Annotated in this window: 22 protein-coding genes; 1 reads left to right on the top strand and 21 read right to left on the bottom strand. The window is 44.2% G+C overall.

What is annotated here, in order from left to right; all coding sequences use genetic code 11:
* Positions 1–264: 264 nt before the first annotated feature.
* The 9 genes from ACP2WE_RS17765 to tatC all read right to left on the bottom strand — a co-directional run bounded on the left by ACP2WE_RS17765 (position 265) and on the right by tatC (position 12,321).
* Positions 265–2,061 carry an ABC transporter ATP-binding protein gene (locus tag ACP2WE_RS17765; protein ID WP_425216966.1) on the bottom strand — a complete coding sequence of 599 codons (1,797 nt, stop codon included), beginning with the start codon at positions 2,059–2,061 and terminating at the stop codon, positions 265–267.
* A 38-nt stretch (positions 2,062–2,099) separates the two neighbouring features.
* Positions 2,100–2,216, bottom strand: a complete 117-nt coding sequence (locus tag ACP2WE_RS17760; protein WP_330482060.1) for a photosystem II reaction center protein I — start codon at positions 2,214–2,216, stop codon at positions 2,100–2,102.
* A 127-nt stretch (positions 2,217–2,343) separates the two neighbouring features.
* A complete protein-coding gene (locus tag ACP2WE_RS17755) occupies positions 2,344–3,084 on the bottom strand; it encodes a GAF domain-containing protein (RefSeq protein WP_425216887.1) in 741 nt (246 codons plus the stop codon).
* A 153-nt stretch (positions 3,085–3,237) separates the two neighbouring features.
* A complete protein-coding gene (locus ACP2WE_RS17750) occupies positions 3,238–4,626 on the bottom strand; it encodes an ammonium transporter (protein WP_425216886.1) in 1,389 nt (462 codons plus the stop codon).
* Positions 4,627–5,294: 668 nt separating this feature from the next.
* On the bottom strand, positions 5,295–6,797 hold the full coding sequence (locus tag ACP2WE_RS17745; protein WP_425216885.1) for an ammonium transporter: 1,503 nt from the start codon (positions 6,795–6,797) through the stop codon (positions 5,295–5,297).
* A 342-nt stretch (positions 6,798–7,139) separates the two neighbouring features.
* The gene (locus ACP2WE_RS17740) at positions 7,140–7,853 is read right to left on the bottom strand and encodes a hypothetical protein (RefSeq protein WP_425216884.1); all 714 of its coding nucleotides are present in this window, start codon (positions 7,851–7,853) and stop codon (positions 7,140–7,142) included.
* A 140-nt stretch (positions 7,854–7,993) separates the two neighbouring features.
* A complete protein-coding gene (locus tag ACP2WE_RS17735) occupies positions 7,994–9,688 on the bottom strand; it encodes an EamA family transporter (protein WP_425216883.1) in 1,695 nt (564 codons plus the stop codon).
* A gap of 68 nt (positions 9,689–9,756) precedes the next feature.
* Positions 9,757–11,502 (bottom strand): citramalate synthase, encoded by a 1,746-nt coding sequence (gene cimA, locus ACP2WE_RS17730; RefSeq protein WP_425216882.1) that lies wholly within the window; start codon positions 11,500–11,502, stop codon positions 9,757–9,759.
* A gap of 12 nt (positions 11,503–11,514) precedes the next feature.
* Positions 11,515–12,321, bottom strand: coding sequence for a twin-arginine translocase subunit TatC (tatC, locus tag ACP2WE_RS17725; protein ID WP_425216881.1), 807 nt, complete (start codon positions 12,319–12,321; stop codon positions 11,515–11,517).
* 478 nt (positions 12,322–12,799) lie between these two features.
* Here tatC and ACP2WE_RS17720 point away from each other — a divergent pair, with 478 nt between their 5' ends.
* Positions 12,800–13,231, top strand: a complete 432-nt coding sequence (locus ACP2WE_RS17720) for a hypothetical protein (protein WP_425216880.1) — start codon at positions 12,800–12,802, stop codon at positions 13,229–13,231.
* Positions 13,232–13,241: 10 nt separating this feature from the next.
* On the opposite strand, the gene ACP2WE_RS17715 is transcribed toward ACP2WE_RS17720, so the two are convergent.
* From ACP2WE_RS17715 to ACP2WE_RS17660, 12 genes are all read right to left on the bottom strand, one after another.
* A complete protein-coding gene (locus ACP2WE_RS17715; protein WP_425216879.1) occupies positions 13,242–14,318 on the bottom strand; it encodes an ABC transporter substrate-binding protein in 1,077 nt (358 codons plus the stop codon).
* Between the two features lie 40 nt (positions 14,319–14,358).
* Entirely contained in the window at positions 14,359–16,191 is a 1,833-nt protein-coding gene (gene dnaB / locus ACP2WE_RS17710) for a replicative DNA helicase (RefSeq protein ID WP_425216878.1), read from the bottom strand.
* A 320-nt stretch (positions 16,192–16,511) separates the two neighbouring features.
* The gene (locus tag ACP2WE_RS17705; protein WP_425216877.1) at positions 16,512–17,441 is read right to left on the bottom strand and encodes an ABC transporter substrate-binding protein; all 930 of its coding nucleotides are present in this window, start codon (positions 17,439–17,441) and stop codon (positions 16,512–16,514) included.
* A 20-nt stretch (positions 17,442–17,461) separates the two neighbouring features.
* Positions 17,462–17,953 (bottom strand): sll1618 family protein, encoded by a 492-nt coding sequence (locus tag ACP2WE_RS17700; protein WP_425216876.1) that lies wholly within the window; start codon positions 17,951–17,953, stop codon positions 17,462–17,464.
* Between the two features lie 138 nt (positions 17,954–18,091).
* On the bottom strand, positions 18,092–18,445 hold the full coding sequence (locus ACP2WE_RS17695; RefSeq protein WP_425216875.1) for a VOC family protein: 354 nt from the start codon (positions 18,443–18,445) through the stop codon (positions 18,092–18,094).
* A gap of 93 nt (positions 18,446–18,538) precedes the next feature.
* Positions 18,539–21,205, bottom strand: a complete 2,667-nt coding sequence (locus ACP2WE_RS17690; protein WP_425216874.1) for a TonB-dependent hemoglobin/transferrin/lactoferrin family receptor — start codon at positions 21,203–21,205, stop codon at positions 18,539–18,541.
* Positions 21,206–21,282: 77 nt separating this feature from the next.
* A complete protein-coding gene (locus ACP2WE_RS17685) occupies positions 21,283–22,116 on the bottom strand; it encodes an ABC transporter ATP-binding protein (protein WP_425216873.1) in 834 nt (277 codons plus the stop codon).
* Between the two features lie 2 nt (positions 22,117–22,118).
* Positions 22,119–23,132, bottom strand: coding sequence for a FecCD family ABC transporter permease (locus tag ACP2WE_RS17680; RefSeq protein ID WP_425216872.1), 1,014 nt, complete (start codon positions 23,130–23,132; stop codon positions 22,119–22,121).
* Entirely contained in the window at positions 23,107–23,805 is a 699-nt protein-coding gene (locus ACP2WE_RS17675; protein ID WP_425216871.1) for a histidine phosphatase family protein, read from the bottom strand. The genes ACP2WE_RS17680 and ACP2WE_RS17675 overlap by 26 nt, the downstream gene beginning before the upstream one ends.
* Before the next feature lie 68 nt (positions 23,806–23,873).
* Complete coding sequence (locus tag ACP2WE_RS17670; protein ID WP_425216870.1) at positions 23,874–24,248, bottom strand: VOC family protein; 375 nt, start codon at positions 24,246–24,248, stop codon at positions 23,874–23,876.
* The gene (gene fldA, locus ACP2WE_RS17665; RefSeq protein ID WP_425216869.1) at positions 24,241–24,750 is read right to left on the bottom strand and encodes a flavodoxin FldA; all 510 of its coding nucleotides are present in this window, start codon (positions 24,748–24,750) and stop codon (positions 24,241–24,243) included. The genes ACP2WE_RS17670 and fldA overlap by 8 nt, the downstream gene beginning before the upstream one ends.
* 503 nt (positions 24,751–25,253) lie before the next feature.
* Entirely contained in the window at positions 25,254–26,291 is a 1,038-nt protein-coding gene (locus tag ACP2WE_RS17660) for a chlorophyll a/b binding light-harvesting protein (RefSeq protein WP_425216868.1), read from the bottom strand.
* Between the last annotated feature and the right edge of the window lie 457 nt (positions 26,292–26,748).

The following is a 26,748-nucleotide window of genomic DNA, read 5'->3' as shown; positions in this document are numbered from 1 at the left end:
TTGACGCATCTTTACTGAAGCCCTAGCCAGCCACTTTGTAGCATTCAGTCTTTTTTACCTAAGAGAAAACTCTAAAAATCTCAAAAATCTAAACTTATCATTGATTTTTGCAAATCTTCACTTCTATGATGTAATTACTTTACAGAAACAATGGCAGTTATGACAATTCCCTAAAGTTATTAAATGGCATCCAAAAAGTTATTAAAAAGTTATTGTTTCTGTCCTGCAAAAACTTCGCTATGAATTAAAGTGTCATAACAATACTTAATGAGTCGCCATCATCTCTAGTTCGTACAGACTGGCATAGAGACCTTGCTTTTGGATCAGTTCAGTATGACTGCCTGACTCGACGACTTCGCCTTGCTTTAATACCAAAATGCGATCGGCTGTGCGAATTGTGGAAAGTCGATGAGCGATGATAATGGTGGTGCGCCCGACGAGCAAGCGATCGAGTGCCTGTTGAATTAAATATTCCGTTCCTACATCTAAACTTGCCGTAGCTTCATCCAGAAATAAGATTCTTGGATCGCGAACCGCCGCACGAGCAAAAGCTAAAAGCTGCTTCTGCCCACCAGAAAGATTTGTCCCTCTTTGCCGAACTTGGGTATTGTAGCCATTGGGTAGGGCTTGGATGAATCCATCGACATTCATAGACTGGGCAGCAGCCGTTACTTCCTCCAGGCTATAGTCCTCACCTAAAGAAATGTTTGCTTTCACATCCCCTGAGAATAAAAATGCGTCCTGTAAAATCACACCAATGCGATGGCGCAACTCTGATTGCGTGATTTCTTTAATATCCACACCGTCAATCATAATTCGACCTTTGGTCGGCTCATAGAGTCGCGATAACAAGCGAATAATCGAGCTTTTACCTGCCCCAGTTGGGCCTACCAATGCTACTTTCTCGCCAGCCCGAATTGTAAAATTCAAATTTTTTAGGACGTACTCATCGGGCTTATAGCCAAACCAAACATCTTCAAAACAAATCTCTCCTTTACCATCTAAGGGCAAAGATTTAGGAAACTCAGGATCGCGAATATCGATCGCTTCACGCATGATACTGTTAATGCGCTCGATCGCGGTAAAGCCCGATTGAATCACTGTAAATTTTTCGGCAAGCTGCCGCAGAGGATCGAAAAGCCTCTGTGAAAACAGCACAAATGCAGACAGTTCGCCAAAGGTGAGGCTTTTTTGGATAATCTGTCCGCCGCCTAACCACAAAACCCCTGCGATCGCAACCAAGGCAATCCACTCTAGGGTGGCTGACACCGCTGAGTCGTGAAAAATTGTCGTATTAACTTCGTCAATGTAGCGTTTGTTGACCTCTTTGTGTTGCTTTGAGTTAAACGTCTCTCGACGAAACAACTGCACAATGCCAACGCCAATAATATTTTCTTGCAGGATTGAATTTAGTTCAGCGAGGCGATCGCGCGCTTTGTAGTTGGCTTTGCGATATTCGTGCTGAAAGAAAACAATTAATCCTGTAATGGGAATTACCATTGCTACAAGGAGTAACGCTAGATCCCAACGTAACCAAAACATAAATAGCGCGATTACTGCGATCGAGGCAAGATCGCTAAAAATGCCTACTGCACCTGTAGCAAAAACATCTCCCAATGCCTCAACATCGCTAGTAAGGCGAGTAATTAATTTCCCAACAGGGGTGCGGTCAAAAAAGCTGGTGGAGAGTAACGTGACATGACGAAAGAGATCTGTTCGGATATCAGACGTAATCTTTTGCCCTACTGCTTGGACTAAGTAACCTTGCCAAGCCTGCAAAGCCAAACGCACCACAATCGTTAGCAGTACCCATAAACAGACAGACCTAAGTCCAATTAAGTCTCCTTGTTTAATGGGTCCATCTATACCCTGTTGAACCAAGATCGGCTGGATGGCTCCAGCAACTGACAAAGGGACAAGGAGGACAAATGAGATGACTAAGTCTTTTGTGCTGCGCTTTGCATATGGCAGTAGTTGCAGTAATAACCGCCAATCCCCACCTTCAGAGCGTTTCTCCTCTTTTTGAGTAGAGGGAGATGCTTTGGTTGTTGAGCTTTTGATAGACACTCCCAATGATTTTAGATTTTTATGTTGAGTTTTTACTCTAGATCTTTGCTACCGGGGTTACGAGAGGGATCGCTATTCAGAAAACCAAATACAAAAAGGCTAACAAAAAATATGACGGTGATATAAACCACGATTTTGAGCGTGAGCATGAATGAGAATCTCCCAATGAAATGAAAAATAGAGATTGATATAGCAAATCTCATTCTATCGGAAAACTAGAATTAAACCTATCGAAACTCAATTCAGAACTTTATTTGCTAATCGCCTACCTTCTGCCTATGGCGAAATAGGTAAGTGCCCGCTCATAAGTTGGTTGCGCTCAATACACAGTGCTGCTTGGCTAGCCAGCGATCGCAAGACACAAACTTCCCAATCTGAGTAGGATTGCGTGACTTTGCTCACATTTTTATCGGTTATGAGATCGTCAGGCTTAACTTTACGATTGATTAATTGCATGACTCCAACCACCGTTCCTGCTGAACCTTGCATGGGCACAACCAGGACTGAGCGAGTAATGTACTCAATATCGCGATCCATGGCTTGGTAGTGACGATAAGAAACATGAGATGGGATATTTTTGACATCTGGTATGTTTAAAACTTCGCCCGTAATTGCTACATATCCAACCAAACTATCGGGGCTCATGGGCATCGCAAAATTTTTCAGCGATCGCTCGGGTTGCGAATAATTTTGAGAAACCTCAAAGCAAATACTATCAACTGAGCCAGTGCGATCGATCAAATAAATACTGCCAGCATCGCTACAGGTGATTTCTCGGCTTTTTGACAAAATCAAACTCAATAGCTCTCTCAAATCTTTGATACTTGAAAGTGCAAGTCCAACCTCTAACAGTTGCACGATTAAAGAAATTTTCTCTAGCTCTTGAGCTTCAAGCTCCTCAAGTTTTCGCTTAATTTGACTGCACTCTAGCTGCGATAAAAGTAGTTGCTCGGCTAATTGTTGATTGTGATTTTTTAAGGACTCTAGATTATCTTCAAGCTCGTTTGGGTTATTCATAGACAGGCAACAGATAATTTGCGTAGCTTAATTTCTAGTCTATCAGCACTGCAATGTAGCATCAGCTCGAACGTCTGAACCAATATAAAAAAGTGCTCCTAGGACTAGACTAGGAACACTTTTTGTCATCTGAATATAATGAAGGGCAAAAGACTATTGAGCTTCACCTTCTGATAAAGCATAGCCACCAGTGCCAAAGTCTTGACCATAACCTTCTTCACCATGTAAGGCAATATCCAACCCTTGCGTTTCGGTATCTGGCTTGACACGCAGATCGCCAAATACGAGCTTTAAAACAAAAAGGATAATGGCTGTACCAACTGCAGCAAAGATATAGGTTGCAGCAACACCATAAAATTGAATTAATATTTGCCCACCGTTACCATCAAGCAAGCCAAGATTAATAGGCTGTTTTGTCGCTGGATCCATAATTTGGTTGACAGCTTTGGTTGCAAATACACCAGTAAGCATTGCTCCAATAGTTCCTCCTACTCCATGTACTGAGAAAGTATCCAAAGAGTCATCAAATTGAAACTTAGCACGCAAGTTGACAGCAATAAAGCAGAAAACAGCTGTAATCGAGCCGATTAGAATTCCGCCAATGGGTGTGACAAATCCAGCTGCGGGTGTAACGCCAACAAGCCCGGCGAGGAAGCCACTGGCAATACCAACGGCTGTGGGTTTGCCTCTAAATACCCACTCAACAAGCATCCATGTTAAACCACCAGCCGATGTTGAAACCATTGTTGCTACAAAAGCAACAGTTGCTAGGGAACCAGCAGAAAGAGCACTACCTGCGTTGAAACCAAACCAACCAAACCACAGCATTCCAATTCCTAGTAAAACAAAAGGAACGTTGTGAGGTATATGAGGGGTGGTCGTATAGTTTTTACGCGGTCCAATCATCAATACAGCAATAACTGCCGAAACGCCAGAGCTGATGTGAACGACGGTACCACCTGCGAAGTCTAAAGCACCCATCGCACCGAGCCAGCCTTTACCCCAAACCCAGTGAGCCAAGGGAGGGTAAATTAGAGAAGACCAAAGTAACATAAACCAAAAGTAGGCTTTGAAAGACATGCGCTCTACGATTGCACCTGATATCAGTGCCGGTGTAATCACGGCAAACATCATTTGGTAAACCATAAACACTTGGTGCGGAATTGTAGCGGCATAGCCAATTGGATCTGCTGCATCTGCCGCAACTTTATTCAAGGCTAACCAATCAAGACCACCAATGAATTTTTCCAGTCCTTCGCCAAAGCCGCTGGGACCAAGCGTGACATCAAAGGAAAGGCTATAGCCAAACAATGTCCAGGTCACACCCACCATTGCTAAGAGCAAGAAGCTCATCATCATGGTGTTGAGAACGTTGCGCGATCGCACCAAACCTCCATAAAAGAAGGCTAAACCAGGAGTCATAAACAAAACTAACGCAGATGCTACGAGCATAAAAGCTGTATCACCTGAATTAGCAGCCCATGGTGGAGCGGGAGCAGGATCTGCAGCCCATGCACTCCCTACAAATGGGAGAATCAGCATACACAATGTGATTACCCCGGAAATTAGAAGCTTTCTTAGCACTTTAGTTTTTACCTCACAAACCCTAGGAATTGATCTACATAAGAATTGCATTTGACTATCTATCTATCGGAAAACCAATTCTGTATCTCTAGACACTTAATGAATATCCTGCTAATACACCGAGGAATACGTTCAGCCAGACATATATGCGGTAAAGCAACAGTTTCTAATCGAAAAAATTGCATACGACATAGCAGCAAAATATCGAGCAGAAAAATTTTTAAGCTTCTAAAGTCAAGGAAGAAACTGCCTTGAAGAAATTAGTCAGGTTTAGTCAAATGTTCAATTAAACTTACTAGATCTCACCAGACCAAGGGGGATGACTTTGTATCAGATGTTACATCTTTCTCTAGGCGCAATAAATAAAGCATTTTGGCTTATACATTTCACAATTTTGCAGATATCAATATGGGCTGAGATTAAACTTTAATTCGGGCAAAATTCATTAGTACGCAATGATTTTCTGCCCCAAAATATATGGTGAAGTATTTATTGAAACTGAACTTTGATTCGGGCAAAATTCAGCAGTATTTTGAAAATATTAAATGATTTTAAAAGTTGAAATAAAATACGTGACTTGATACGAAAAGCCCCTTTTGTTCCGATCGCCGATCGCTTTCTAAATCTCAACTTTTAAGCGATCGCAAATTGGTTGGTTCGTCTGCTTCATCTTCATATTCATCATCCAAATCATCTTGAAAACCATCGATGGGATAGACATCTGGCCATACAGAGGCACCGTGTTCGTAAACATCAATACCCACGCGATCGGCTTCGGGATGCACGCGCAAGAGACCCATTGTTTTGAGCGCACCGAACATGAGAAAAGCAAAAGCAGAAGTAAATGCCACGATCGCGGCTAAACCGCCCAACTGTACGGCTAGAATATCAAATCCTCCCCCCAGAAAAAGTCCAGCTTTTTGATTTAAGGTCAATCTCGGATCGCCAAGAAAGCCGATCGCAATGATTCCAAACGATCCGCAGCAACCATGAACGGCGAAAGCACCGACTGGATCGTCAATTTCAAACCATTCGACCACATCCACTGCCACAATTACGATGACGCCTGCGATCGCGCCAATCAGTACTGCTGCCCAAGGCATTAAAAACGCACAGCCACCTGTAATGGCAACTAAGCCTGCAAGAGAACCATTCAGCGCACAAAACAAGTGCCACTGTTTGAAGCGGATGTAGACATAAATCAGAGCCGTCATGGCTCCTGCCGCTGCTGCCAAGGATGTGTTAATGGTTACGAGGCTGACCAAACCAGGGTTGCTCATAGTTAAAGCAGAGCCTGGATTAAAGCCGTACCAACCAAACCAAAGAATCATCGTGCCAATCGTTGCATAGCCCAAATTGTGAGCGGGCGGCATCTGTCCCCACACGCGATTTGGACGTGGCCCGAGCATAATTGCACCGACAAGTGCGGTAAAGCCCCCCACAGCATGGACAACCGAACTACCCGCAAAGTCGTGGTAGCTGAGCTTATCTAGCCAACCACCGCTATTCCAGACCCAGTGCACGATAAGGGGGTAGCTAAATGCGCCCATCACAGTACTGTAGATCAAGTCACCAATAAAGTCTGTTCGCTCTGCCATCGAGCCTGTGGTAATCGTACTTGCTGTGGCAGCAAAGGCAAATTGGAAGAAAAACAGCGTGAAAGTGCTGATCTGGGCGCTGGAACCACCTGCACCCATGGCGTAAGTTAATGTACCATCGGAAGCTGTTGAGATCGCTTGGCTGAGAAAGAAGTTATCTGTGCCATAAAATCCATTGGCACTGGTACCGAAAGCGATCGCAAATCCAGTTGCCCACCAACCTAGAATTGTTGTTGCTGCGTCAATAAAGTTTTCGATCAGGGTATTTACAACACCCGTTTGACGCACTAAGCCCGCTTCTAGCATGGCAAAGCCACACTGCATAAAAAATACTAAAAAACCAGATATCAACACCCATGTGGTGTCAATGGACACCTTCATATCTGTGGTGGTCTTGGTCAAAGAGTCAATCGTCGCTGGATCTGCTGCATGAACTACCGTTGGAGCAAATACTGCAAAAATCATGGAGCCAATGCTCAGTGCCAGCAGTTTTGGTAAATGCCGTTTTTTCTTTGTGATGGCTGGTTTCATTACTAGTGAAGAATGAGTAGGAATTGAGATGTTAGAAGGTGATGGTGCAAGCTTAAGCGATCGCCGCAACAAAATTTATCAGCACGATAAACTGCCCCCTTAAAAGATCAGACCAAACTTGGGTATTTATCTTTGTGTTAGTCGATACAGGGACAAAGATTCAGCATTAAGCACTAACCTCGAATATTCAACAGATCGTATTTCATCAGTCGGAAGGATGCTGTTGATATACGCGAAAAAGTTCGAGATAAGCATGAGCTGTTGCATTTATGGAGAAGATATTCGGGCGCGTAAGATCTGTTTTTGCTAGCGTAAATCCCTAATATTTCTTGTTTGTAAATACTAGCTAGATAGGTTGCGGACTGAGGAAGAAGGTAGGTTGAGATAGTGAAGGCTTTCTATGGTTTCCAAGGCGGCATCTCGAATTGCAGGGACTGACTCGCGGCTGAGAAGTAGATGGCAATAGTCAGCGATCGCGCGTTCTTGACTGAGCGGAAAACGTTTTTGTTGGACGCATTGAGCGAGTTGGCGTACGGCGATGAGGCGCTCTAGGTCGTCAGCTGAAGTGATACGAGAAATGAGCTGGTCGATGCTGGTTTGTTGTTTCTGTACCCAGCGATCGATGATCTGCTGCGCCAGTAAGAGTAATACCGCAAAAGTGGCGGTTAACTGTAGGATCTCGGCTGAGGCTAACCAGTGGTCGGGAATACTACTCCAAATTCCCAATAACGTGTAAGTAAAAAATACGGTGGAAGCCCCTGTTGCTACAGCAAGGGACAAACGACGATAGGGACTCAGCCAAAGCTTCTGAAGGCGGGGTAGGAGCCCCTGCCATTCCCAGTCTTGCAAGATATAGATCAGGCTCATCACCACGATACCAGCCATGGTTGCCGTCACCAGTTGCCAATTCCAAAACAGCATGAGCAGCAACATTACAGCCACTAATGCCCAAACGGGGAAATCTTGCTTACGCTTCAGACTATGACTGAGCGATCGCATAAATTGCTGCGATGTTGAGGTTGTTTCTTGAAAACGATCTCGAAAATCTCTTACCACTTGCTTACCTAGCTAATATCCCAAGCGAATAACTTAAAGATAGACAGAATGAGGTGATGATTACCTGTGGATAATATTCTAACGGCTTGACAGGCAAAATCGCAGCCTATTTTTTAATCCAATTTTCTCAGTCAATGCACTCACCGAGCAGGTCGTTTATAGAGGTTTTGCAAACTTAGCAATGCAACTCCAAAGGTAACAATCAATACCCCAACTACCTGTAAGGGCTCGATCTTATCTGACAAGATTGCAAATGCCAGAAACGTTGTAAATGCAGGTCCACTGGCGCTAACTATCGAAGCTTGGGATGCCCCCATGAGCTTTGTGCCAAAGCTTGTTAGTAAGTAACCACTCAAGGTTGTCAGAGAGATCAAGAAACACATGCCTAAAAGGGACTGGTTTAAAGCAATTGAAGATGAGATAAAGGGCAAAGTGCATAAACAGAGTAATAAAACCACACTGAAGTTAATTGTCGTAAACGAGACAGGGTTGAGCTGTTTAAAACAAGCTTGGGAGGCAACGATATAGCCAGCAAATGTAATGCCAGATAGTACTGCATAGACAATCCCAATCGGATTTAAGTTGGGCTGCATCCCAGCAATCACATCTTTAGCGGTTAAAATCGCACCAAAGTACACAATTCCAATCACAACCCATCTTGCCCTTGTGGGGCGATCGCCAAACAAAAACCAAGCCAATAAAACAGTGACGGTTGGGAAAATGAAAAATAGCGTGACAGCAATACCAGGTTTCATCAAGCCGATCGCTAGATAGATGAAAGCAAATGATGTGAATTGCAACACCGCACTCATCACAACGCGCCAAAATAAAGGTCGCCGATTGGGGGCTAAGGTTTGCTGAATGTCTCGTTTGACATTGACTTTAAAGATTTGCGTTGCTACCAACCACATTAAAGGCGTCGCAAACAGCATTCTCAAAAACAGCAACATAAAAGAACTGTTGATGCTGGGCTTGATTAAGCCACCAAAATGAAAACCACCCAAAATGTCAAAGGGTGAAAAGACAATTTTGACGAATACATTTTGCAGAGAAAGAATCACCGAGGCTGCCAACACCAACATGAATCCCTGCCACCAATCATCACTTAGGATTTTTTTGGGCTGTGCAACAGTTGTGGCTAGGTTTTGATTGCCATAGATTGGGGGAAGCTTGGCAGAACTAGCCGATCCATAGGAACCGTTGCCATTGGTTCTTACCGTTGTTTTGACATCCGATCTCATTTCAGGAATGTCGTTTCTGGAACTAGTTTCAGAAACAGACACACCATTGCCGTTGGTGTAGCTATTGGGGCTGGGAGAGCTATGTAGCTGCTCGTTGAGTCTCTCTACCAAAGCTGCCAGCATTAACTCTCCTTGCTGCCTTTGGCTATACATCCGACCCATTTGTCGATCTAGCTCTTTTTGGTAGCTGTCAACATCGCTCTGGAGTGCTTGAAACGTTGCTCTGAGCGAACTATCTAAATTGGTAATTAAACGATCGACGTTTTGCGAATATTGATTTAAAGGTGCAGAGTTAGACGTATAGGTATCGGCTTTGAGGTGAACTGCGATCGCACGGGCAAGTTGCTCGATCCATTGTTGGCGCTGAATTTCCTGTTGATTTAGTCCTTGCTGTGACACGATCTGCACCTCAAGCTCGTTCCTCTGCGCTTGCAGACGTTGAATATCGTCTGTCAGAGCATTTTTTTGGGCTTGCAGGATCAAGATTTCGCGGCTGAGCCGTCCGATCAGATTTGCCCGCAGATCTGCGAGGTCTTTTGTAATCCCGTTTAGGGTCTGCTCGTAGTTACTATTTTGGATATTAAAGTTATCCATATGTTTGAGAAATCCCCTCGCAACTACGCCATCTTGAGTAAGCAGGCAAAAGTTTACAGCTTTTATAGTTAATTTGCGAGATTTATAGCACCAATTTGGTTATTTGGATTACTTCGATCGTAATTTTGTTCGATAAAATCTGACAAACCTCGATCGCTTAGGTGATTCGGTGAGTTTTGCGATTCATAAAGCATCAACCCATACTCTAGCCCTTCCACCAAGGCCTTGCAGGATGCGGCAATGATATTGGTGGAGACGCCTACGGTCGTCCATCGCCGATCGCCATTGCTAGACTCAATCAGCACGCGGGTTTTGGCATCCGTTCCCGCATTGCTATTGAGAATCCGTACCTTGTAGTCGGTCAGATAAAACTGGGCGATCGCTGGGTAAAACTTCACCAAAGATTTGCGTAAAGCTGCGTCAAGCGCTGATACGGGCCCATTGCCTTCCGAAGCTGTTAATTTTTCTTGCCCCTTTACCATAACCTTTACCGTGGCGAGGGAATCGACCTCACCGTGGCGATCGCTATGGCGGGCGGCATCGCTATGAATTTGAAAACTAAGCACGCTAAAGAAATGAGGTCGTTGGGCGATCGCATCTCGCATTAATAGCTCGAAACTTGCCTCTGCTGCCTCAAATTGGTAACCCAGTTGTTCTAGGTCTTTAATTTTTTGGAGGATTTGGCGACAGGTCGGATCGTCTTTTTGTAAGGGTATACCACAGGCTTTGGCTTTAGACAGGATGTTACTTAGCCCTGCTTGCTCGGAAATCACAATTCGACGGCTGTTACCGACTTGCTCGGGGGCAATATGTTCGTAGGTGAGCGGATTGCGCTGAACTGCACTAACGTGAATGCCACCCTTATGGGCAAATGCTGACAAACCTACAAAGGGCGCATGTTCGTCGGGGGCGAGGTTAACAATTTCACTAACTTGGCGAGACACCTCAGATAGTTGGGTTAGCTGTTCGTCCGTGATGCATGGCACGCCCATTTTTAGCTGTAAATTGGGGATTAACGTGCAGAGATTGGCATTGCCGCAGCGTTCGCCATAGCCATTGATCGTCCCTTGGATCATGGTTACACCCTGTTGCACCGCAGTCAAAGCATTTGCCACCGCTAGCCCTGAGTCATTGTGGGTATGAATCCCCAGCTTTGGCATTATCCCTTTAGAATCTCGATCGCCCCTTTCTGATAACCAGTTCCCAACCTGTTTCACAATGGTTTCGATTTCGCTGGGCAATGTGCCGCCGTTGGTGTCGCAAAAAACCAGCCACTCAGCCCCAGCCTCGATCGCTGATTCTAAGGTACGAAGTGCATATTCGGGATTTTGCTTATAGCCGTCAAACCAATGTTCGGCATCGTAGATGATATGGCGATCGCGGCTGCGAAGATAGGCGATCGTATCGGTAATCATTGCCAAATTTTCATCTAGGGTGGTGCGCAAGCCCTCAGTAACATGCAGATCCCAAGACTTACCGAATACGGTCACCCAGCGCGTACCTGAGGCAATAATCGGCACGAGCATCGCATCCTCGTTGGCTTTAGCTCCCGGTCTGCGTGTCGAGCAAAAGGCAACCAGTTCGGCATTCATCAAGGGTTTTGCTTGAATCCGCCGAAAAAACTCGCCATCTTTGGGATTTGCCCCAGGCCAACCGCCTTCAATAAAGGCTACCCCTAAGCGATCGAGTTTGCGGGCAATTCTGACTTTATCCTCAATCGATAGGGATAACCCTTCTCGCTGTGCCCCATCTCGTAGGGTTGTATCGTAGATTTGCAGTTTGGAGGGTTGGAGGTTAGGTTGGCAATCTTTCATGTCTGTCCACCTTTAGCGACCTAATAACTTTACGATGCCGATGCCACCAAAGTAGAGCATCCCCACAGCCCCAGCCAGCAAACTTTGGGTCATGGGATCGGTGGATGGCGTTAACACTGCTCCGAGGATTACTGCGCCTAGCACGACGAACCGCCATCCTGCCAACATTTTTTTAGAGGAAACAATTCCTGTGATTGCTAGCAATGCCTGTACGATCGGGATCTGAAATGCCAAGCCCGTACTAAATAGCAGCAGCAGCACAAATTCAAAATAGCGATCGATCGACCAGAGTTGCTCGACCACATCCCCACCGTAACTAATAAAGAAATTGAGGGCAGCGGGAATCAACGCTACATAGGCAAACACAATGCCAGCCACAAACAGAATGCTGGAACCAAACACGATCGGGGCAACGAGCCGCTTTTCTTTTTTCGTGAGCCCTGGTAGAACAAATCGCACGATTTGGTACAAAATCATGGGACTCGCGACCAAGATGCCACTGTAGCCAGCCACCTTAATCGATACAAAAAAGTATTCTCCGGGTGACAATTGCAAAAACTTGACCCCATGGGCGGGAATCTCAAGCAGGTAGACAATTTTGTTGACGATCGCAAAGCAACCAATAACCCCAACGATTACCGCCGCGATCGCGTAGAAAATTCGGGTTCGCAGTTCTTCAAGGTGATCGAATAGCGACATTTCTACGTCATCGATCGCCTCATCAATTACCTCATCCGTCGCCTCATCAAGCACCTCATCCTCAGATGTTGGCGCTTGGCTAAGGGTTTCTAGCGTGGTGTCAGTAGTAGGAATTGACATGAAAACCTAAAGCTTAGTTCTTAAGTTCTTGATAAATATCAATTCAATCCTAGCAGGCATTAGATTTTGATGTCCTGCTTAAAAGCTTTCCTAAATATTTAAAGCTCCGCCTTAAGGAGGATAAAGTTTGCGAAATATTAACTTTATGAGCCAAAAGTGAGTTTGGGAATTTTGTTCGTGGTAGCTTAAGTTTCATGGCAGTAAATCACTGCGCTCGTTAGCAAAATAGATTCATAAAAAATTTTTACAGGAACTTCGATTGAGCATGGGCAGTCAAAGTCCTTTAATCAATTTACAGATGATTCTTAGTTGCTAAATTTCTGGTTTTTGGGGCTCTATCAATATTCCATTAGCTTTACCTCTCTTGTGTTGAGTTTGTAGAGCACTGATTGTTTCGCCTGCACAAAAGCAAGCAACTTCTCTTTGGGACTCTGTGTTGCTAACCCAAAGCCCAAATATTATCAGGAGAGGTCAAGAAATGTTTTCCAAAAAACTATGGTTGGTTGCGATCGCGGGTAGTGGCGCAATGTCTGTCTGTGGTTCTTATTTCGCTTTAGATGCGATCGCCCAGATTGCCACAATTGGTCAACCAACGGGCAATGATACGCCTCTATCTCAAAAAACATTGGGGGAGATGCAACAAAATAATTCTTCAGTTTTAAGTGGGAGTATGAATTTCTTCCAACTTGGAGGGGATAAGGTCAGCATTCCTGCGATTGATGGCATCACTAACCTGCTAAATTGGCAATCACCAAAAGATAGTCCCAATCCTGTCGCTACATTTAGTCAAACCGTTCAAGATTTTAAGCTGCAACAACGCCGAAAACTTAGAGTTTTCAACCCAATTCTCGAAGCCACCGATCAACTCTCCGATCGAGCTTCTGTAAAGCAAGTACCGACAAAACAGTAATTCTCATTCTCTACAGGCTATTGGTTCGTAGTTTCGTCCAAATTTCTTTGTACTGTTTCGCAGTTGTCTCTGAGAGAGGCAGGAACACTTCGCTTTGAGCGATCGTTTGCGGTGCAGGAAACTTAAGAATATCTGCTTTTATACTGGCTGGTACTTGCTCTAAAGCAGAGGAAGTTGTGGTGGCATCTGTGAGTGCTGTAATTTGAGCCGCGATCGCTGGGGTGAGGCTATAGTCCATCCAATGACAGGCAGAGGGAAGATTTGCAGGATTCGCTTGCTTTGGTAATACCCAAATATCACTCCAGAGTGCTGTTCCTTCGGTTGGTACGATCGCTTTAATATTGGGGTCTTGTTGAGGCGCTTTACGCATATCCTGCGACCATCCCACGGCGACCCAAGTATCATCAATCAGTAAGGGCTGTAGGTAGGTGTCAGAGGTGTAGATAAAAACTTGCTGTTGCAGTTGCTTGAGTTCATCGTTCAATTCTTTAATCGCTCTAAGATCTTCTTGCTGATAAGATAAACCGAGTTTCTTTAGGGCAATTCCAATAACTTCTCTGGGGTGATCGGGCAGTGTGACTTTTTGTTTGAGTTCGGGTCGCCATAGGTCTGCCCATTTGGTAATTTCAAATTTAATCTTGTCCTGACGATAGGCGATCGCGGTTGTACCCCAACGGTAGGGAATACCCCAAACCTGCGATTTCTCCCCAGTTTTGCGAGTGACCAGTTGCTGCCAACGCGTATCCAACTTTGTCCATTGAGGTATCTGTGCCAAGAGGTTAGGAGAGATTGGCTGAATCAGAGATTGCGCGATCGCACTGTCTAGCCAAGCATCACCAATACTGGTCAGATCGAATTTTTTATCGGCATCTGGTTTTGCGAGGAGTTCTTGCCAAAGCTCTTGGGGTGTTTTAGCCGTTTTTAACTCAGTCGTTTTACTAAAGGTACCTTCAAACTGTCCCACAACCTTACTAGGAATTGCACCTGCTAGTCCCAAGATGCGCAAACGGTTAGGATCGGCAAATAAACCACATCCCCCCACGCCAAGCATGACAGAACCACTAATGAGAAACTCTCGCCGTCTCATAATTTTTTATACTCTCGTGCAAATCATAGGTCAGTGAATTCTACCTCGAAGCCATATTTTCAAATTTGGTTAAGCGGGGTTCAAACAGTAATTTAACCGTACCCACGGGACCATTTCGATGTTTGGCAATAATAATTTCGGCAATGCCGCGATCTGGGGTATCAGGATTATAGTATTCATCGCGATATAAATTAATTACTAAATCTGCGTCTTGCTCGATGGAATTATGGGCATAAAATCCTTGCACCGAGAAGTTTTCTAAACTTGGAACGGTTAAATCGTAAACTACTTCTTGTCCAACAAAATCAATTCCTTTAATCTTGTCCCAATAGATATCGCGGTTAGCGAATTCTGCAGTTGCTTCGGGTAGTTCTGGGCTAGAAATATGACAAGGCAAGGCGAGGCGATCGCCAACTTTCAAATCATCTAAACGTTTCCAACCTTGGATCGTCAGGAACTTGTGGTTTGCCGTTGCCACGATCGATCGACCCAAGTTTGTGGTTAAAGCCCACACAGGTTTTGTACCCGTACAAAAGGCATTACTCACGATCGCCTGTTCCATATTCATCGTTTCGGTATTCAATGCCCAGATTGAAAACCCAGATTTTCCCTCCAGATCTCGTATGGGAATTTCTGCTCCTGTATCTGCCATCGTCACTAGGGAGCCACCACTCAAACAGCCTGATTCTCTCAAGTCAGATAGCATGGGACGCTTATTGGTTCTGGCTTCTACGCCGCGACTCAATTGAGAGAGGGCAATCACAGGTACTTGTAGTTCGCGGGCTAAGGCTTTGAGCGATCGCGTAATTCTCGATAATTCTTGCACGCGATTGTCCGAACCAGAACCTTCCATTAATTGCAGATAATCAATCAGAATCAAGCCTAAAACGCCTCCCTTTTCTGCTTGCAAACGCCTAGCTTTGGAACGCAACTCGGTTACCGAAGGATTGGGGGTATCATCAATGAAAATAGGCAGATCGGATAGGGTACTGATTGCCATTGCCACAGTTGCCCATTCATTCTCACTGATTTGCCCCGATCGCAGACGATTGCTATCAATTCCAATATCTGTAGCTTTCGATTTTGATTGACTAGAAAGCAGACGATAAACGAGTTGCTCCTTTGACATTTCTAGGCTGAAAATCGCGATCGGTAATTTGTGATTTTCTGCCAATTTTCTGGCGACTTCTACACCAAAAGCAGTTTTCCCCATGGAAGGTCTGCCTGCAATGATGATCAAATCCGATCGCTGCAACCCGTTCGTCATGGCATCAAAGTCATAAAAGCCCGTAGCTAAACCAGGTAAACTAGTGCTTGCCGAGCCAAGCGCATTAAATCGATTCTCTAGCTCGTAAAAGGTCTTGGTGAGAATATCGCCTGCGGGAATTAAGCCCTGCTGCGTGCGGGCTTGGGTGACAGCAAAAATCTTTTGTTCCGCCAGATCGAGCGCCTGAGCCAACTCCATCTCTGAGTTAAAACTAATGTCCACTGTGGCGCGTCCTGCTTCACCGAGTCTGCGGCGGGTGAACTTGTCTACAACCAACTGGGCATAGTAATCAACGTTGACGGCACTAACCGTGCGATCGCATAGCTGTACGATCTTGCTCTGTCCGCCCACTTTTTCGAGGGTATCGCGATCGCTCAGCCAAGTCGTAACGCTCATCATGTCCGTGGGATTGGACTGGTTGTGCAGCATTAAACAGGCACGATAGATCTCTTGATGGGCTGCGACGTAAAACATCTCTGGTCGCAGCAAGTCCATCACACGCGAGATTGCTTCTGGATCCATTAAAATCCCCCCTAAAATTGCTTCTTCAGCCTCAATATTTTGGGGGGGGAAGCGATCGCTCGCGCTTTCAAACTCGTTACTCATCCGTTAACTCTCAGAACTACACTCACCCGATCTATGTTTATAGTCTTATACACTAGACTTATCAAACATAGGGTGAAACTAAGGAAATACTCATAATTAGAATTTTTACCCTTTGCCAATGAAATTGGTTGCAATGTTGAGTTTGATAATATATGGGTAAGAAAAGGAGTTAAAAGCAAATGACTCAAGCCGTTTCGTCGCCTGTCACATGTTATGAAGTGGAGAATGCACACCAAAGGGTAACGTCACGGTGTCTGCATAAAAAGGCACCAACATATATATGACCTGTTGGACGACAATGGAATTGTTATGGAGATATTTTAAGCCTTGGCACTAAAGATCGCCTGTAACTTGTTACAAGCCTTAGAAATGGCATCAATGCTACCTGGGTTTACCAATCCGTAATAGTCAAACGTGTAGACGCGATCGCTAGTCACAGCCCCGAGTTTATTCCAGAAGGGAACTTCTTTGAGTTTGCCGATCGTGCCATCACCAACATCCACAAGAATCAACACCTTTGGGTTAGCTTCTAAAACCTTCTCTGCCGAAAGTGTAATATAGCCACGTTGGGGGCTTTGCCCCTGTAGTTCAGCCGCCACATTGTCAATTTGGAATTGTGTCAGCAAATCTCCCGCCCAACTGTTTTTATTAGGAGCAAGGATTGGTTGAGAACTGACCAGTACGAGCGTTGATTCTGATTTGCCAGCTTTTGGGGTGAGTAGAGTTTGATAGGACTGAATCAAGGCAGTGGGATCGGCTTGAATTTCGGTAGCGAGCGCTTTAGTCAATTCCTCTAATGATTTCCAACTAGTAATACTAGAAGTCATTGTTTTGATGCCTAGCCCTTTCAGCTTTTCTAGAACTCGAGCGTGGAATCCCGTTGCACCAATTACCAAGTCAGGTTTGAGGGCGATGATTTTCTCTAGATTAGGTGGTGTTTGCCCTTCGCTGACTTGGGTGATTTTGGAGATTTCGGCATTCTCTCTTAACAAGCGACTTCCGGGGATGCCGACTAATTTGGTTTTATCCAAGCGATAGATAATATCTGCGGAAAGTGAAGTCAAGGCAACAACCTTAGAAGCACCAGCAGGTTTAACTTCAGGCGCTGTGGTTTGCGAACTTTTGCTAGCAGGTGGGACAGAAGATTGCGAAGGAATGGCAGAATTACAGGAAATGGTAAATATGGCAACTATGAGGATAATCACCCAGTTTCTTAGCGATCTCATCAATTGAAATACTCGATAAATCATCTTCTTTAATATAGCGGTTATTAACTTAGGGCATTTGCGATCGCTTGTTTTTGTTCGGCGTCATAGCCCCATTTTTCGAGAAATGCTGCATACTCTCCTTTGTTTGAGGTTGCTGAATTCAGCATTTGGGCAGCAATTGTGCGAATTTCTGGCAAATCTACTTTCTCAATTAAAAGGGTCGTGCGTTTAGCCACGCGCTCGGAATCATGAGCCTGTTCTGTGTCGCCATTACGACGATGGGTAATTGCCATTGCTGTTGACATGGCAAGGTTTTTCACAAGCAATTCTGCGATCGCCTTGGGTTCAGATTGCAAAGCTTGAATAATTGCAGGGCTGGGATTATCGGCCAATTCCCATGTGCTGGTCAAAAAACTTACAAAAAATCCCCTCGCTCCATTTGAAGTTTTAATAAGTGCTTCAACTTCTGATTTTAGTTGTGAGGCTTCTAAATCTTTTCGTACTCGTAAAGTTTCGGTGTAGGCGATCGCAGCTTCAAAGGTCATATTTGTCATGGAATTGTTCTTAATGTTGTTGTCATCTCATGCGAGAACGATATCAATGGCTAATATTCTTTGATATCGGTTATACAAGTCATCTCGGGGTTTGGTTTTCAATCCCCAAAAGTGTAATCACACTTTTGGGGATTGATGTTATTTATCTGTTGCAGGTTGTAATAAGCTTAGTAAATGTCCTTCGGGACTGCGAACTGCGGCAACTTTGCCAAAGGAAGGCTCGCGAATGCGTCCTTCTAGTTTGCCACCAAGAGCTTCTAATTTAGCGATTGTCTCAACTACATCATCCACATGAAAACTAAGAATCGGCGATCCTCCAGTCTTAGGATCTTCTTCTACGCCATGCATAATAATCTTTGTTCCATTAGCATCAAGTTCGGCCATGTTGGGACTCAATTTAGTAATTTCTAAACCTAAGCCTGAGCTGTAGAACTGTGTAGTAGCAGGAACGTCTTTTACCATCAGCATGATATGTCGAAATTGTACTGCCATTTTGAGATTCTCCTAATTGATATAAAAAGTGGCGCTTGCGTCGTTTATTCCAATCCTTAAAATGGCAACGCCATTTTAAGGATTGGAGAATCGTTAAAAAACAAAGGTCAATCCAGCTCTGAGACTGATTCCTGGTTGAGCAAATCGCGCCAGATCTGTCGGTGCAGGCGCAGTAACGAGAGGACGTACATCGGAATAAAGGAAATATTGGTTGTTGAATAGATTGAAAATTCCCATATTTAGAGTTAGCTGCGGCGTGATTTTGTAGAATCCAGTCAAGTCAACAACTGTATATCCCTGCGGTGTATAGGCATTGACGGGTCGATTGCTCGCAAGTCGGGGTTGCCCTGCAAAAGTGGCAATCAGATCGGCTCCCCAAATATTTTCTGGAGCGCGATAGCGCAAGCCCGTCACTAACTTAATTGGATCGACTGTTTCTAAAGGTTGATTGGTAATTTGATTCTCACCAACTGTTAGACCTAAAGCTGCAATCAGGCTGAAGCCATCATTGGTGGGACTAAAGCGATATTCTCCGCCCAACTCAAGTCCATAGGTGATTGCCCTTGCCACATTCTGAGATTGGAATAGATTTACATTGGGAATACCGTTAACTGTGGCAACTCCTGCATTTGCAAAAGACTCAATGAAGTTACTATAACTGTTGTAAAAACCTGTGAGATTGAAGTCGAATTGGAGATAATTGGCTCTAACTCCAATCTCAAAGGTGTCGCTAGTTTCAGGTTTGAGATTGGGGTTTGATAGGGTTTGGTAACGGAAGGTGGGACTGGTGAGATTGGTGAAGCCAGAATTGATTTCACTATATAATGGCGTGCGAAATCCTTTGGCGTAACGTCCTGTCAATGTCCACTCGGGTGAAGTTTGCCAAACAAAACCGAGGCTGGGTGAGATTGCCGAGTCATTAAAGTCTGCTGCTGTCGCACTAGATGAATTTCGCAAATAGAGTTCATCGATTTTGGTCTTGAGTTGATAGGAATCGAATCTTAGCCCTGCAATCAATGTGAAGGCGTCGCTAAAATCTATTGCATTTTGGGCATAGATACCTAAACGAAAAGTATCAGAATCGGGAAAGTCCTTGACAGGAAAACTATCTGCGCCAACTACATTCGTGGTAAGAATATTTATGCCTGAGGCATTAAAGCGATTTTCAGTACCGTTACGAATGCGCTCGTTGTGCGTAGTAGAAATATCAATTCCATAGGTTAGGGTATTGAGAATTTCATCAATTTTAAAACGGCTTTGGAACTCGACTTCGCCACCCAAAATGCGATCGACAAAGGTGTTGGTAAGATTACGGAGGCGACGACGATCGGCGCCTGCCCCAGTTCTTACAAAATCCTGAGTCCGAATTTCTTCAACATTGGCGTTTTGATAGTACAACTGGGCTTTGGCGGCAATCAAGAAACTGGTGCTATTAGGATCGTTGAAATCATAGGAGATACTAAAGCGATCGCGGGAGACATTATTGTCCAGAGTCTCATCCTGCCCCCGAAATCCTGTTGGTGACTGCAATCCAGCTGCAGTAATTGGCGCAACTTTAAAGTTATCGCGATTGCGGAAGATTTCCGCTGCGAAACCAATTTTGCTAGTTGCATCAATGCGATAGACCAATTTACCGAGCCAGTTGTTACGAGAATTACTGCGGCTATCGACAAACTCATTACCAGTGGGAACCTTTGCCTCGGCTCCATCACGGCGCGTATAGCCAAGTAAACCTTCAAAATTACCTTCCCGAAAAGCGATCGCGGCGGTATTTGTAAAACTACGATCGCCTGTTTCGTAATTGGTAGATAGGCTGGTAACGACAGATCGATCGGGGCGCTTTTTAAGTAAATCCTCTGGGTCAATGGTACGAAAACTAACCACACCACCGAGAGCATCACTACCATAGAGCGCGGAAGCAGGGCCACGCACTACTTCTACCCGTTGCAAGCTTTCAATATCGACGTAATCACGCCCAAGGGAGGATGTCCCAAAGGAGAACTGAGTGGGAAGTCGAATCCCGTCATTGAGAATTAGAACGCGGTTGCCACCTAAGCCACGAATATTGATATCCTGCAATCCATAGCGGCGATTATTACCAACTGAAACGTTTGGTTCATAACGGAAGAGATCGCGTAAATCCTGTGATAGATTTTGATCGATTTTATCGGCATCAATTACTGCGATGGAACCAGGGGTTAGCCTTGTTGGTCTAGGAGTTCTAGTGCCAGTAATTGTAATTTCTTCTTCATCTTCACGATCGCGATTGAGACTAAAAAGCTGTCCTTGAATTTTCAACGCAACTTCTTGGATGGGAGGCTTGCCATTGCCGAACACATTGACCCGCAGGGTATTCGAATCAAGTTGAGTAATGTTAATTTTGCTGATTTCAGCAGTAGGATTGGCGGCGCTAAATTCCTGAATATCAGGGATCGCCAATACCGCATTGGGAATATCCGCAGCCAGATTATTTCCTTCTATCCTAAATTTATTGCTGTCAATCTGAAGCGATTGCCCCTCTGCGGTTTCCAGAACAATCTCTAATCTAGAGGCGCTAGGATTGATTTGAACTTTGGTAACTTTAACAGGTGATGCTTGGGCGATTTGTGGGGCAAGAGGCTTAGCCCTCCTATCTTCTGTGGGAATTGCTGAACTGTTGGAAATATTTTCAGCGATCGCTAATTCTACAAATAACAGCGATATGGGAATGCTAAGCATTAAGAATGCTGCATTCTTGAGCAGAATGGGATGAAATTTCATATGATTGTTGATGTCGATTTGATGTCGATATTTCGAGGGCAAGTTGGCGCTTGCCCTTTTGTGATAGTTTTGAAGGCTTACTTCGTAGGATCGCGACTCTTAACTAAGGTATGGGATGGCGAAAGCAAACAGATCTGTAAACCCACAGGGGTAATGACGGTCACTGCTTCTACATCAAAAACTTGACGGAGATTGTCAGGGGTGATCACATCGGCGGATGTGCCGATCGCCTCGATCGCACCCTGCTTTAACATCGCTAGGCGATCGCTATAGCGCACCGCTAGATTAATATCATGCAGCACCGTAATAATCGACAATTGGCGCTCTTGGTTGAGAGTCTTGAGCAGTTCCAATAGTTCTAATTGATGATGTAAATCTAAAAATGTCGTTGGTTCATCCAGTAAGAGAACTTGGGGATCTTGCGCTAAGGTTAAAGCTAAAAAAGCCCTTTGCCGCTCACCACCTGAAAGTTGTTCCACAGGGCGATCGCTAAATTCAGTTAACTGGGTTTGCGCGATCGCAGTCTCCACCATTGCGCGATCCTCTAAACTCAGATCCCATTGCCACCAAGGTTGATGAGGTGTACGTCCGAGGCTAACCAGTTGTCGAACTGTCAAGCCCGATGGAATTGTCTGCTGTTGTGGCAAAATCGCTAACTGCCTTGCCACATCTTTCGCTGGCTGTTGATGAATGGCTCTGCCATCTAGTAGCACTGTGCCTGTTTGAGGCGCAAGAATCCGACTGCATAATTTCAACAAAGTTGATTTGCCCGAACCATTTGCACCTACTAAACTCAACCATTCTCCTTTGTGTAGAGATAGGGACACATTCTGCAAAATCGTCTGTTTGCCATAGCCACCGACTAGATTTTGGGCTTCTAGCAATGCATCAGTAAGGTCGTAACTATCCATTTCTAACCTCTCTGACCCCGACGATAGAGTAACCAGATAAATAGTGGGGAACCTAGCAATGCAGTCACTGCGCCCACAGGTAATTCCACTGTACCAAGTCGGGATAGCAAATCCGCAAGAGTCAGCACCCATGCACCACCGATCGCAGAACATGGCAAAATCCATCGGTAGTCAAAACCGACTAACAAGCGCACACCGTGAGGCACAACCAAGCCGACAAAGCCAATTAGTCCCGCCATACTGACAGCACTAGCGGCAAGTAAACTCGCCACTGCGCCGATCGCTAAACGCGAGCGCACAAGCGAAGTTCCCAAACCCGAAGCCATGTCATCACCAAGATTGAGCAAATTTAGCGGACGCGCTAATAGACAACCTGCAATTAGCGCCATACCAACGTAAGGTCCAACATTATTCACCTCAGCCCAGCCGCGACCATTCAGACTACCAATCAGCCAATTTAACGCCGACTGAATCCTGCCATCATCAGCAAGTAATAGCAAAGTAGTTTGGATAGCGCCAAACATAGAGCTAATCGCCACACCCGCCAAAATTAAGCGCTCAACCGATAGTCCACCGCCCAAGTAGCCGAGGGTGTAAACGAGTATTGCGGTAGCGATCGCGCCAATCCAAGCACCTAAGGGAACTAAAGTCTGTACTACTCCAAGAGTAATCATGGCGATCGCCACGAGTCCTGCACCTGCGGAAATGCCTAACACAAAGGGATCGGCAAGTCCATTTCGTAACATCCCTTGCAGCAAAGCTCCTGACATCCCTAGCGCGGCACCGACTACCATCGCCGCAATGATTCGCGGCAGACGCAACTCCCAAATAATCGTTTGATTAATCGATGTACCTTGATGCCAGAGCGCCTGCCAAAGTTCGTTCCAACCCATCGGCACGGCTCCCTGACATAGAGAAACTGCCATTGTTAATAGCAGTCCGATCGTTAATAAAACTAACGTGGGCAGGAAGCGATCTCGCAGCAATATCTTAGGGTAATAATTGGTTCCATTCATCAGGCAACACCTTAGCAATGATTTCAAACCCATCACGACCATTAGGGGTTAGGACAAATGCAACTCCCTGAGGTTCTGGATAAATTCCTGTTGCAGCTTCAAAAATATCATCATGTCCCACAATGACATTGTTCTTTCCCTGAGCAGGAATTGTAGCGAGCAAAGGAAACACAGCTTTTTTCATCTGTAAAGTATCCATCTCATCATACTCTGCCTTTGGTAAGAAGTTCAGCCTAGAATCCTTCTGATACCTTCCGAAAGCTAAGTCTGCTGTCTGCCAAGCTCGACAATACTCGCTAGAGTACACCTTATCAACGGGAATTTGCAAAGATTGAAAGCTAAGTCCAATTTTTCTCGCCTGTTGCCAGCCCTTTTCGCTAAGCATCCTCTGACTGTGGCAATAGCCCATCTTTGCCACAATTTGATCGGCATAGTCAATCTCAGTACTGACATGACGGAAGTAGATGATATGACCACCTTGACGCAAAGCGCGAACTAGCGCCGCTCCAGAGACTTTATTCTTAAATTCGAGTTTCTCTGGTTCCTTATACTCTTGAGTAAGGAGAGTCTGCGCGGATAGTTTTGTCGGCGCAAGCATAGCCAAAGTACTGACCAGCAAAAAACTTCCAAGAATGTAAACCAACCGCTCATTCTTCATAAGAATACTTTTCATAACTATAAAGTTCAAATACAAATCGATGGTTGTGATAGTTCAAATGCTTTAGAAAAAAGAATTTGTTGTTATGTCGTATTTTCGGCAATTCTCCATAACACGCCTGAAGGATCGATGATGACAAAATCACGCATTTTCCATGCTTGCTGTTGCGGTGGAATAACTCTCACCTGATACTTTTCGGCAATTTTACGCTCTTGCACTTCAGCCCACCAACCATCCAGATCTTCAACCAGCAAATGCATCATCAGGGTTTCGGCAAGTTCTTTTACATAAAATTTTTGCAAGTAAAAGCCGATCCCTGTATTGCCGACATTAAAAACGGCTAATTCTGCATCTTCGTAAAATATTTGAAAGCCAAGGTCTAAATAAAATGATTTGGAGAGATTGAAATCTTTTGCAGGAACAAAAGCTCTCAAGTTTATAGCATTCAAGTTATACACCAAACTCAGACCTCAATAGCGTAACCCACTTTTTGAGACGCTGTTCGGTTAGTTCAGATTGATTGGTGTCATCAATCGCTAAACCGACAAATTTACCATTGCGTACTGCCTTTGATGCATCAAAATCATAGCCTTCCATTGACCAGTAGCCAACTGTCTTTCCACCTCGCTCTGTAATTTTTGCTTCGAGGATGCCGATCGCATCTATGAAGTTATCAGCATAGCCAATTTGATCGCCACACCCAAAATAAGCAACTTTTTTGCCTGAGAAATCCATATCATCGAGTTCGTCAAACAATCCTTCCCAATCTGATTGCAACTCCCCAATGTTCCAAGTTGGACAACCAATAATCAAGCAATCATAGCCCTCAAAATCTCCAGTGTCAGCTTTTGCTACATCGTGTAAATCCACAAGTCCAGACCCAAATATTTTCTGAATTTCTTGCGCTGCAGCTTCAGTATTTCCAGTCTGAGTTCCAAAAAACAAACCAATTTTAGCCATCGTTCTATTTATTCCTAATTGAAGATTGTATTTGTAATTGATGAGAAGGATTTCTCATGAAAGTTGGTATGCAATATAGAATTCATTCCATGAACCTCTGTATTTCTTCACAGTCAATGGAATTTATGCTTGTGTCAGAGCCAATAGAACCCAAAAATTAACCAAACAGGTTAGTGAAGCGATCGTTAATAAACTACCAAGAAACATCACCATAATTTTATTCTCTAAGATTCTAAAGATACGGACATATATAGCAATCCTATTTGATTTATATGTAGGAGCAATTCATGACTTGCCCCTACGATTCTAGGATTCTATGCAGAAAAAAGAATCTCTCATCTATCATTTAGAATTGCTATGGTCATTTGCAATTCGCTGCTAGCAGTTGGCTTTTAAAAGCCCTGTCCCATAGGAAATTCATTCAAAATGGATATCTTAGTACAACCGATAATTGCCATATAAGATTCCCGAATTTTTGCCCAAAAATTCGGGAATCTAGACATTTATTCCACTTCCGCCACGTACATATTCAAAGCTCTACTAACACGACTGAAATCAAACCCGATCGCTTTCAGGGCATGATACAAATGTCCTTGCAAAAAGAAGAACGCTAAGATGAAATGAGCATTTGCTAGCCAGCAACGTGGAGAATGCACACCAAAGGGTAACGTCACAGTGTCTGCATAGAAAGGCATGATGCCAAGTTTTACCTGTAGTACTTCACCATAAAACTCCACTGGATATGCAAGAGTATTTACCGCACAGAAATAAGAAGCAACAAAACCAGCTAATGCGATTCCTCCTAAGGAATAAGAGAGAATTGCCTCACTAGAAAAGATCAAGACTTTTTTAGCCCATTCTAAAGGTGGCATCACAATATGCCAAACCCCACCAGCCAAAAGCATAAAGCCAACATATATATGACCGCCAACCAAATCTTCTAAGCTATTTACATTCGCAAAATGTGTTTGATAGCCGTAAATCGTTAAAGGATCGAGAGTTGGTGCAGTCACAACTCTGACAGCGTGAATATTCGAGTCATAGAGACCACCCCAATACATCGCCTTCAGTACAAGTAATAATGCTCCCATGCCCAAAAACAGCAAATGATGTCCCAAAATAATTCCTAGTTTATGCGAGTCATTCCATTCAAAATGAAAATTTCTGGCAAAGCCCTTTAGATCTTTGAGACTTGATGGGGTTTTAGTCAGATGAAACAAGGCTCCAGCTGCCAAAACCGCAGAAGAAATTAGATGGAGTAAGCCAATAACAAAATAGGAATAACTATCAATAATAGTGCCGCCTTCGCCAACTCCAATACCTAGAGAAGCAAGATGGGGCAGTAAAATCAAGCCTTGACTACCCATGGGTAAATCAGCCCTATACCATGAGATTTCATATAAAGTAAATGCACCAGCCCAAAAAGCGATCAATGCTGCCTGGGCAACGTGAGCTACGATAAAAAGACCAGACAGGTCAGCAAAACGAGCATTTCCAGCCCACCAATCGGACTTTACATTAGTATTTTTAGAGATTTGCATAGAGGGTAGAGATAAGCAAGTAGGTTATTAATTTTGCAGCTATTTAGATTCACTAATAGGAATTAGTTGCAATAATTTCTTCAATAATCCTACTAGCAACTTCTTTATTGAGAATAGCTTTCATTAAAATCTTAATAAACGTTAATAATTAAAGCAACGATCCAGATGCTTACTTGAACATCTCATACCAATTTCCTAAATATTTGCGACAGATCAGGTTTTAGATTCCGCGCTGAGCGCGGTTTTTTCAAAAAAAGATGCAACGCATCTTTTTTTGAAAATGGTATCAGTTCAAAGTGTGAATGTAGAATTTTAGAAAGAAGACAAAGAGAAAGATGGGAGCATCTCAATTAGGTAATAAGTAGAAATACTTAGCAAAGCAGAGTGGGATAATAGATCAAAGTTAAGCCCTATAAAACAATGAGTCCAGAAGACAAAGAAAGACTAGAAGCCTGTA

Origin of the sequence: Tumidithrix helvetica PCC 7403, assembly GCF_965232925.1 — a bacterium.
Classification (GTDB): Bacteria; Cyanobacteriota; Cyanobacteriia; order Pseudanabaenales; family Pseudanabaenaceae; genus Tumidithrix; species Tumidithrix helvetica.
Note: the sequence above shows the minus strand (reverse complement) of the source record. Positions and strands in the feature narration are given on the sequence as shown.

What these genes read in the sequence shown, in the direction of transcription:
- ACP2WE_RS17760 (WP_330482060.1), bottom strand. Translation starts at nt 2,216, where the DNA reads ATGCTCACGCTCAAAATCGTGGTTTATATCACCGTCATATTTTTTGTT.
- ACP2WE_RS17755 (WP_425216887.1), bottom strand. Translation starts at nt 3,084, where the DNA reads ATGAATAACCCAAACGAGCTTGAAGATAATCTAGAGTCCTTAAAAAAT.
- ACP2WE_RS17750 (WP_425216886.1), bottom strand. Translation starts at nt 4,626, where the DNA reads ATGCTGATTCTCCCATTTGTAGGGAGTGCATGGGCTGCAGATCCTGCT.
- ACP2WE_RS17745 (WP_425216885.1), bottom strand. Translation starts at nt 6,797, where the DNA reads ATGAAACCAGCCATCACAAAGAAAAAACGGCATTTACCAAAACTGCTG.
- ACP2WE_RS17735 (WP_425216883.1), bottom strand. Translation starts at nt 9,688, where the DNA reads ATGGATAACTTTAATATCCAAAATAGTAACTACGAGCAGACCCTAAAC.
- cimA (WP_425216882.1), bottom strand. Translation starts at nt 11,502, where the DNA reads ATGAAAGATTGCCAACCTAACCTCCAACCCTCCAAACTGCAAATCTAC.
- tatC (WP_425216881.1), bottom strand. Translation starts at nt 12,321, where the DNA reads ATGTCAATTCCTACTACTGACACCACGCTAGAAACCCTTAGCCAAGCG.
- ACP2WE_RS17720 (WP_425216880.1), top strand. Translation starts at nt 12,800, where the DNA reads ATGTTTTCCAAAAAACTATGGTTGGTTGCGATCGCGGGTAGTGGCGCA.
- ACP2WE_RS17715 (WP_425216879.1), bottom strand. Translation starts at nt 14,318, where the DNA reads ATGAGACGGCGAGAGTTTCTCATTAGTGGTTCTGTCATGCTTGGCGTG.
- dnaB (WP_425216878.1), bottom strand. Translation starts at nt 16,191, where the DNA reads ATGAGTAACGAGTTTGAAAGCGCGAGCGATCGCTTCCCCCCCCAAAAT.
- ACP2WE_RS17705 (WP_425216877.1), bottom strand. Translation starts at nt 17,441, where the DNA reads ATGATTTATCGAGTATTTCAATTGATGAGATCGCTAAGAAACTGGGTG.
- ACP2WE_RS17700 (WP_425216876.1), bottom strand. Translation starts at nt 17,953, where the DNA reads ATGACAAATATGACCTTTGAAGCTGCGATCGCCTACACCGAAACTTTA.
- ACP2WE_RS17695 (WP_425216875.1), bottom strand. Translation starts at nt 18,445, where the DNA reads ATGGCAGTACAATTTCGACATATCATGCTGATGGTAAAAGACGTTCCT.
- ACP2WE_RS17690 (WP_425216874.1), bottom strand. Translation starts at nt 21,205, where the DNA reads ATGAAATTTCATCCCATTCTGCTCAAGAATGCAGCATTCTTAATGCTT.
- ACP2WE_RS17685 (WP_425216873.1), bottom strand. Translation starts at nt 22,116, where the DNA reads ATGGATAGTTACGACCTTACTGATGCATTGCTAGAAGCCCAAAATCTA.
- ACP2WE_RS17680 (WP_425216872.1), bottom strand. Translation starts at nt 23,132, where the DNA reads ATGAATGGAACCAATTATTACCCTAAGATATTGCTGCGAGATCGCTTC.
- ACP2WE_RS17675 (WP_425216871.1), bottom strand. Translation starts at nt 23,805, where the DNA reads ATGAAAAGTATTCTTATGAAGAATGAGCGGTTGGTTTACATTCTTGGA.
- fldA (WP_425216869.1), bottom strand. Translation starts at nt 24,750, where the DNA reads ATGGCTAAAATTGGTTTGTTTTTTGGAACTCAGACTGGAAATACTGAA.
- ACP2WE_RS17660 (WP_425216868.1), bottom strand. Translation starts at nt 26,291, where the DNA reads ATGCAAATCTCTAAAAATACTAATGTAAAGTCCGATTGGTGGGCTGGA.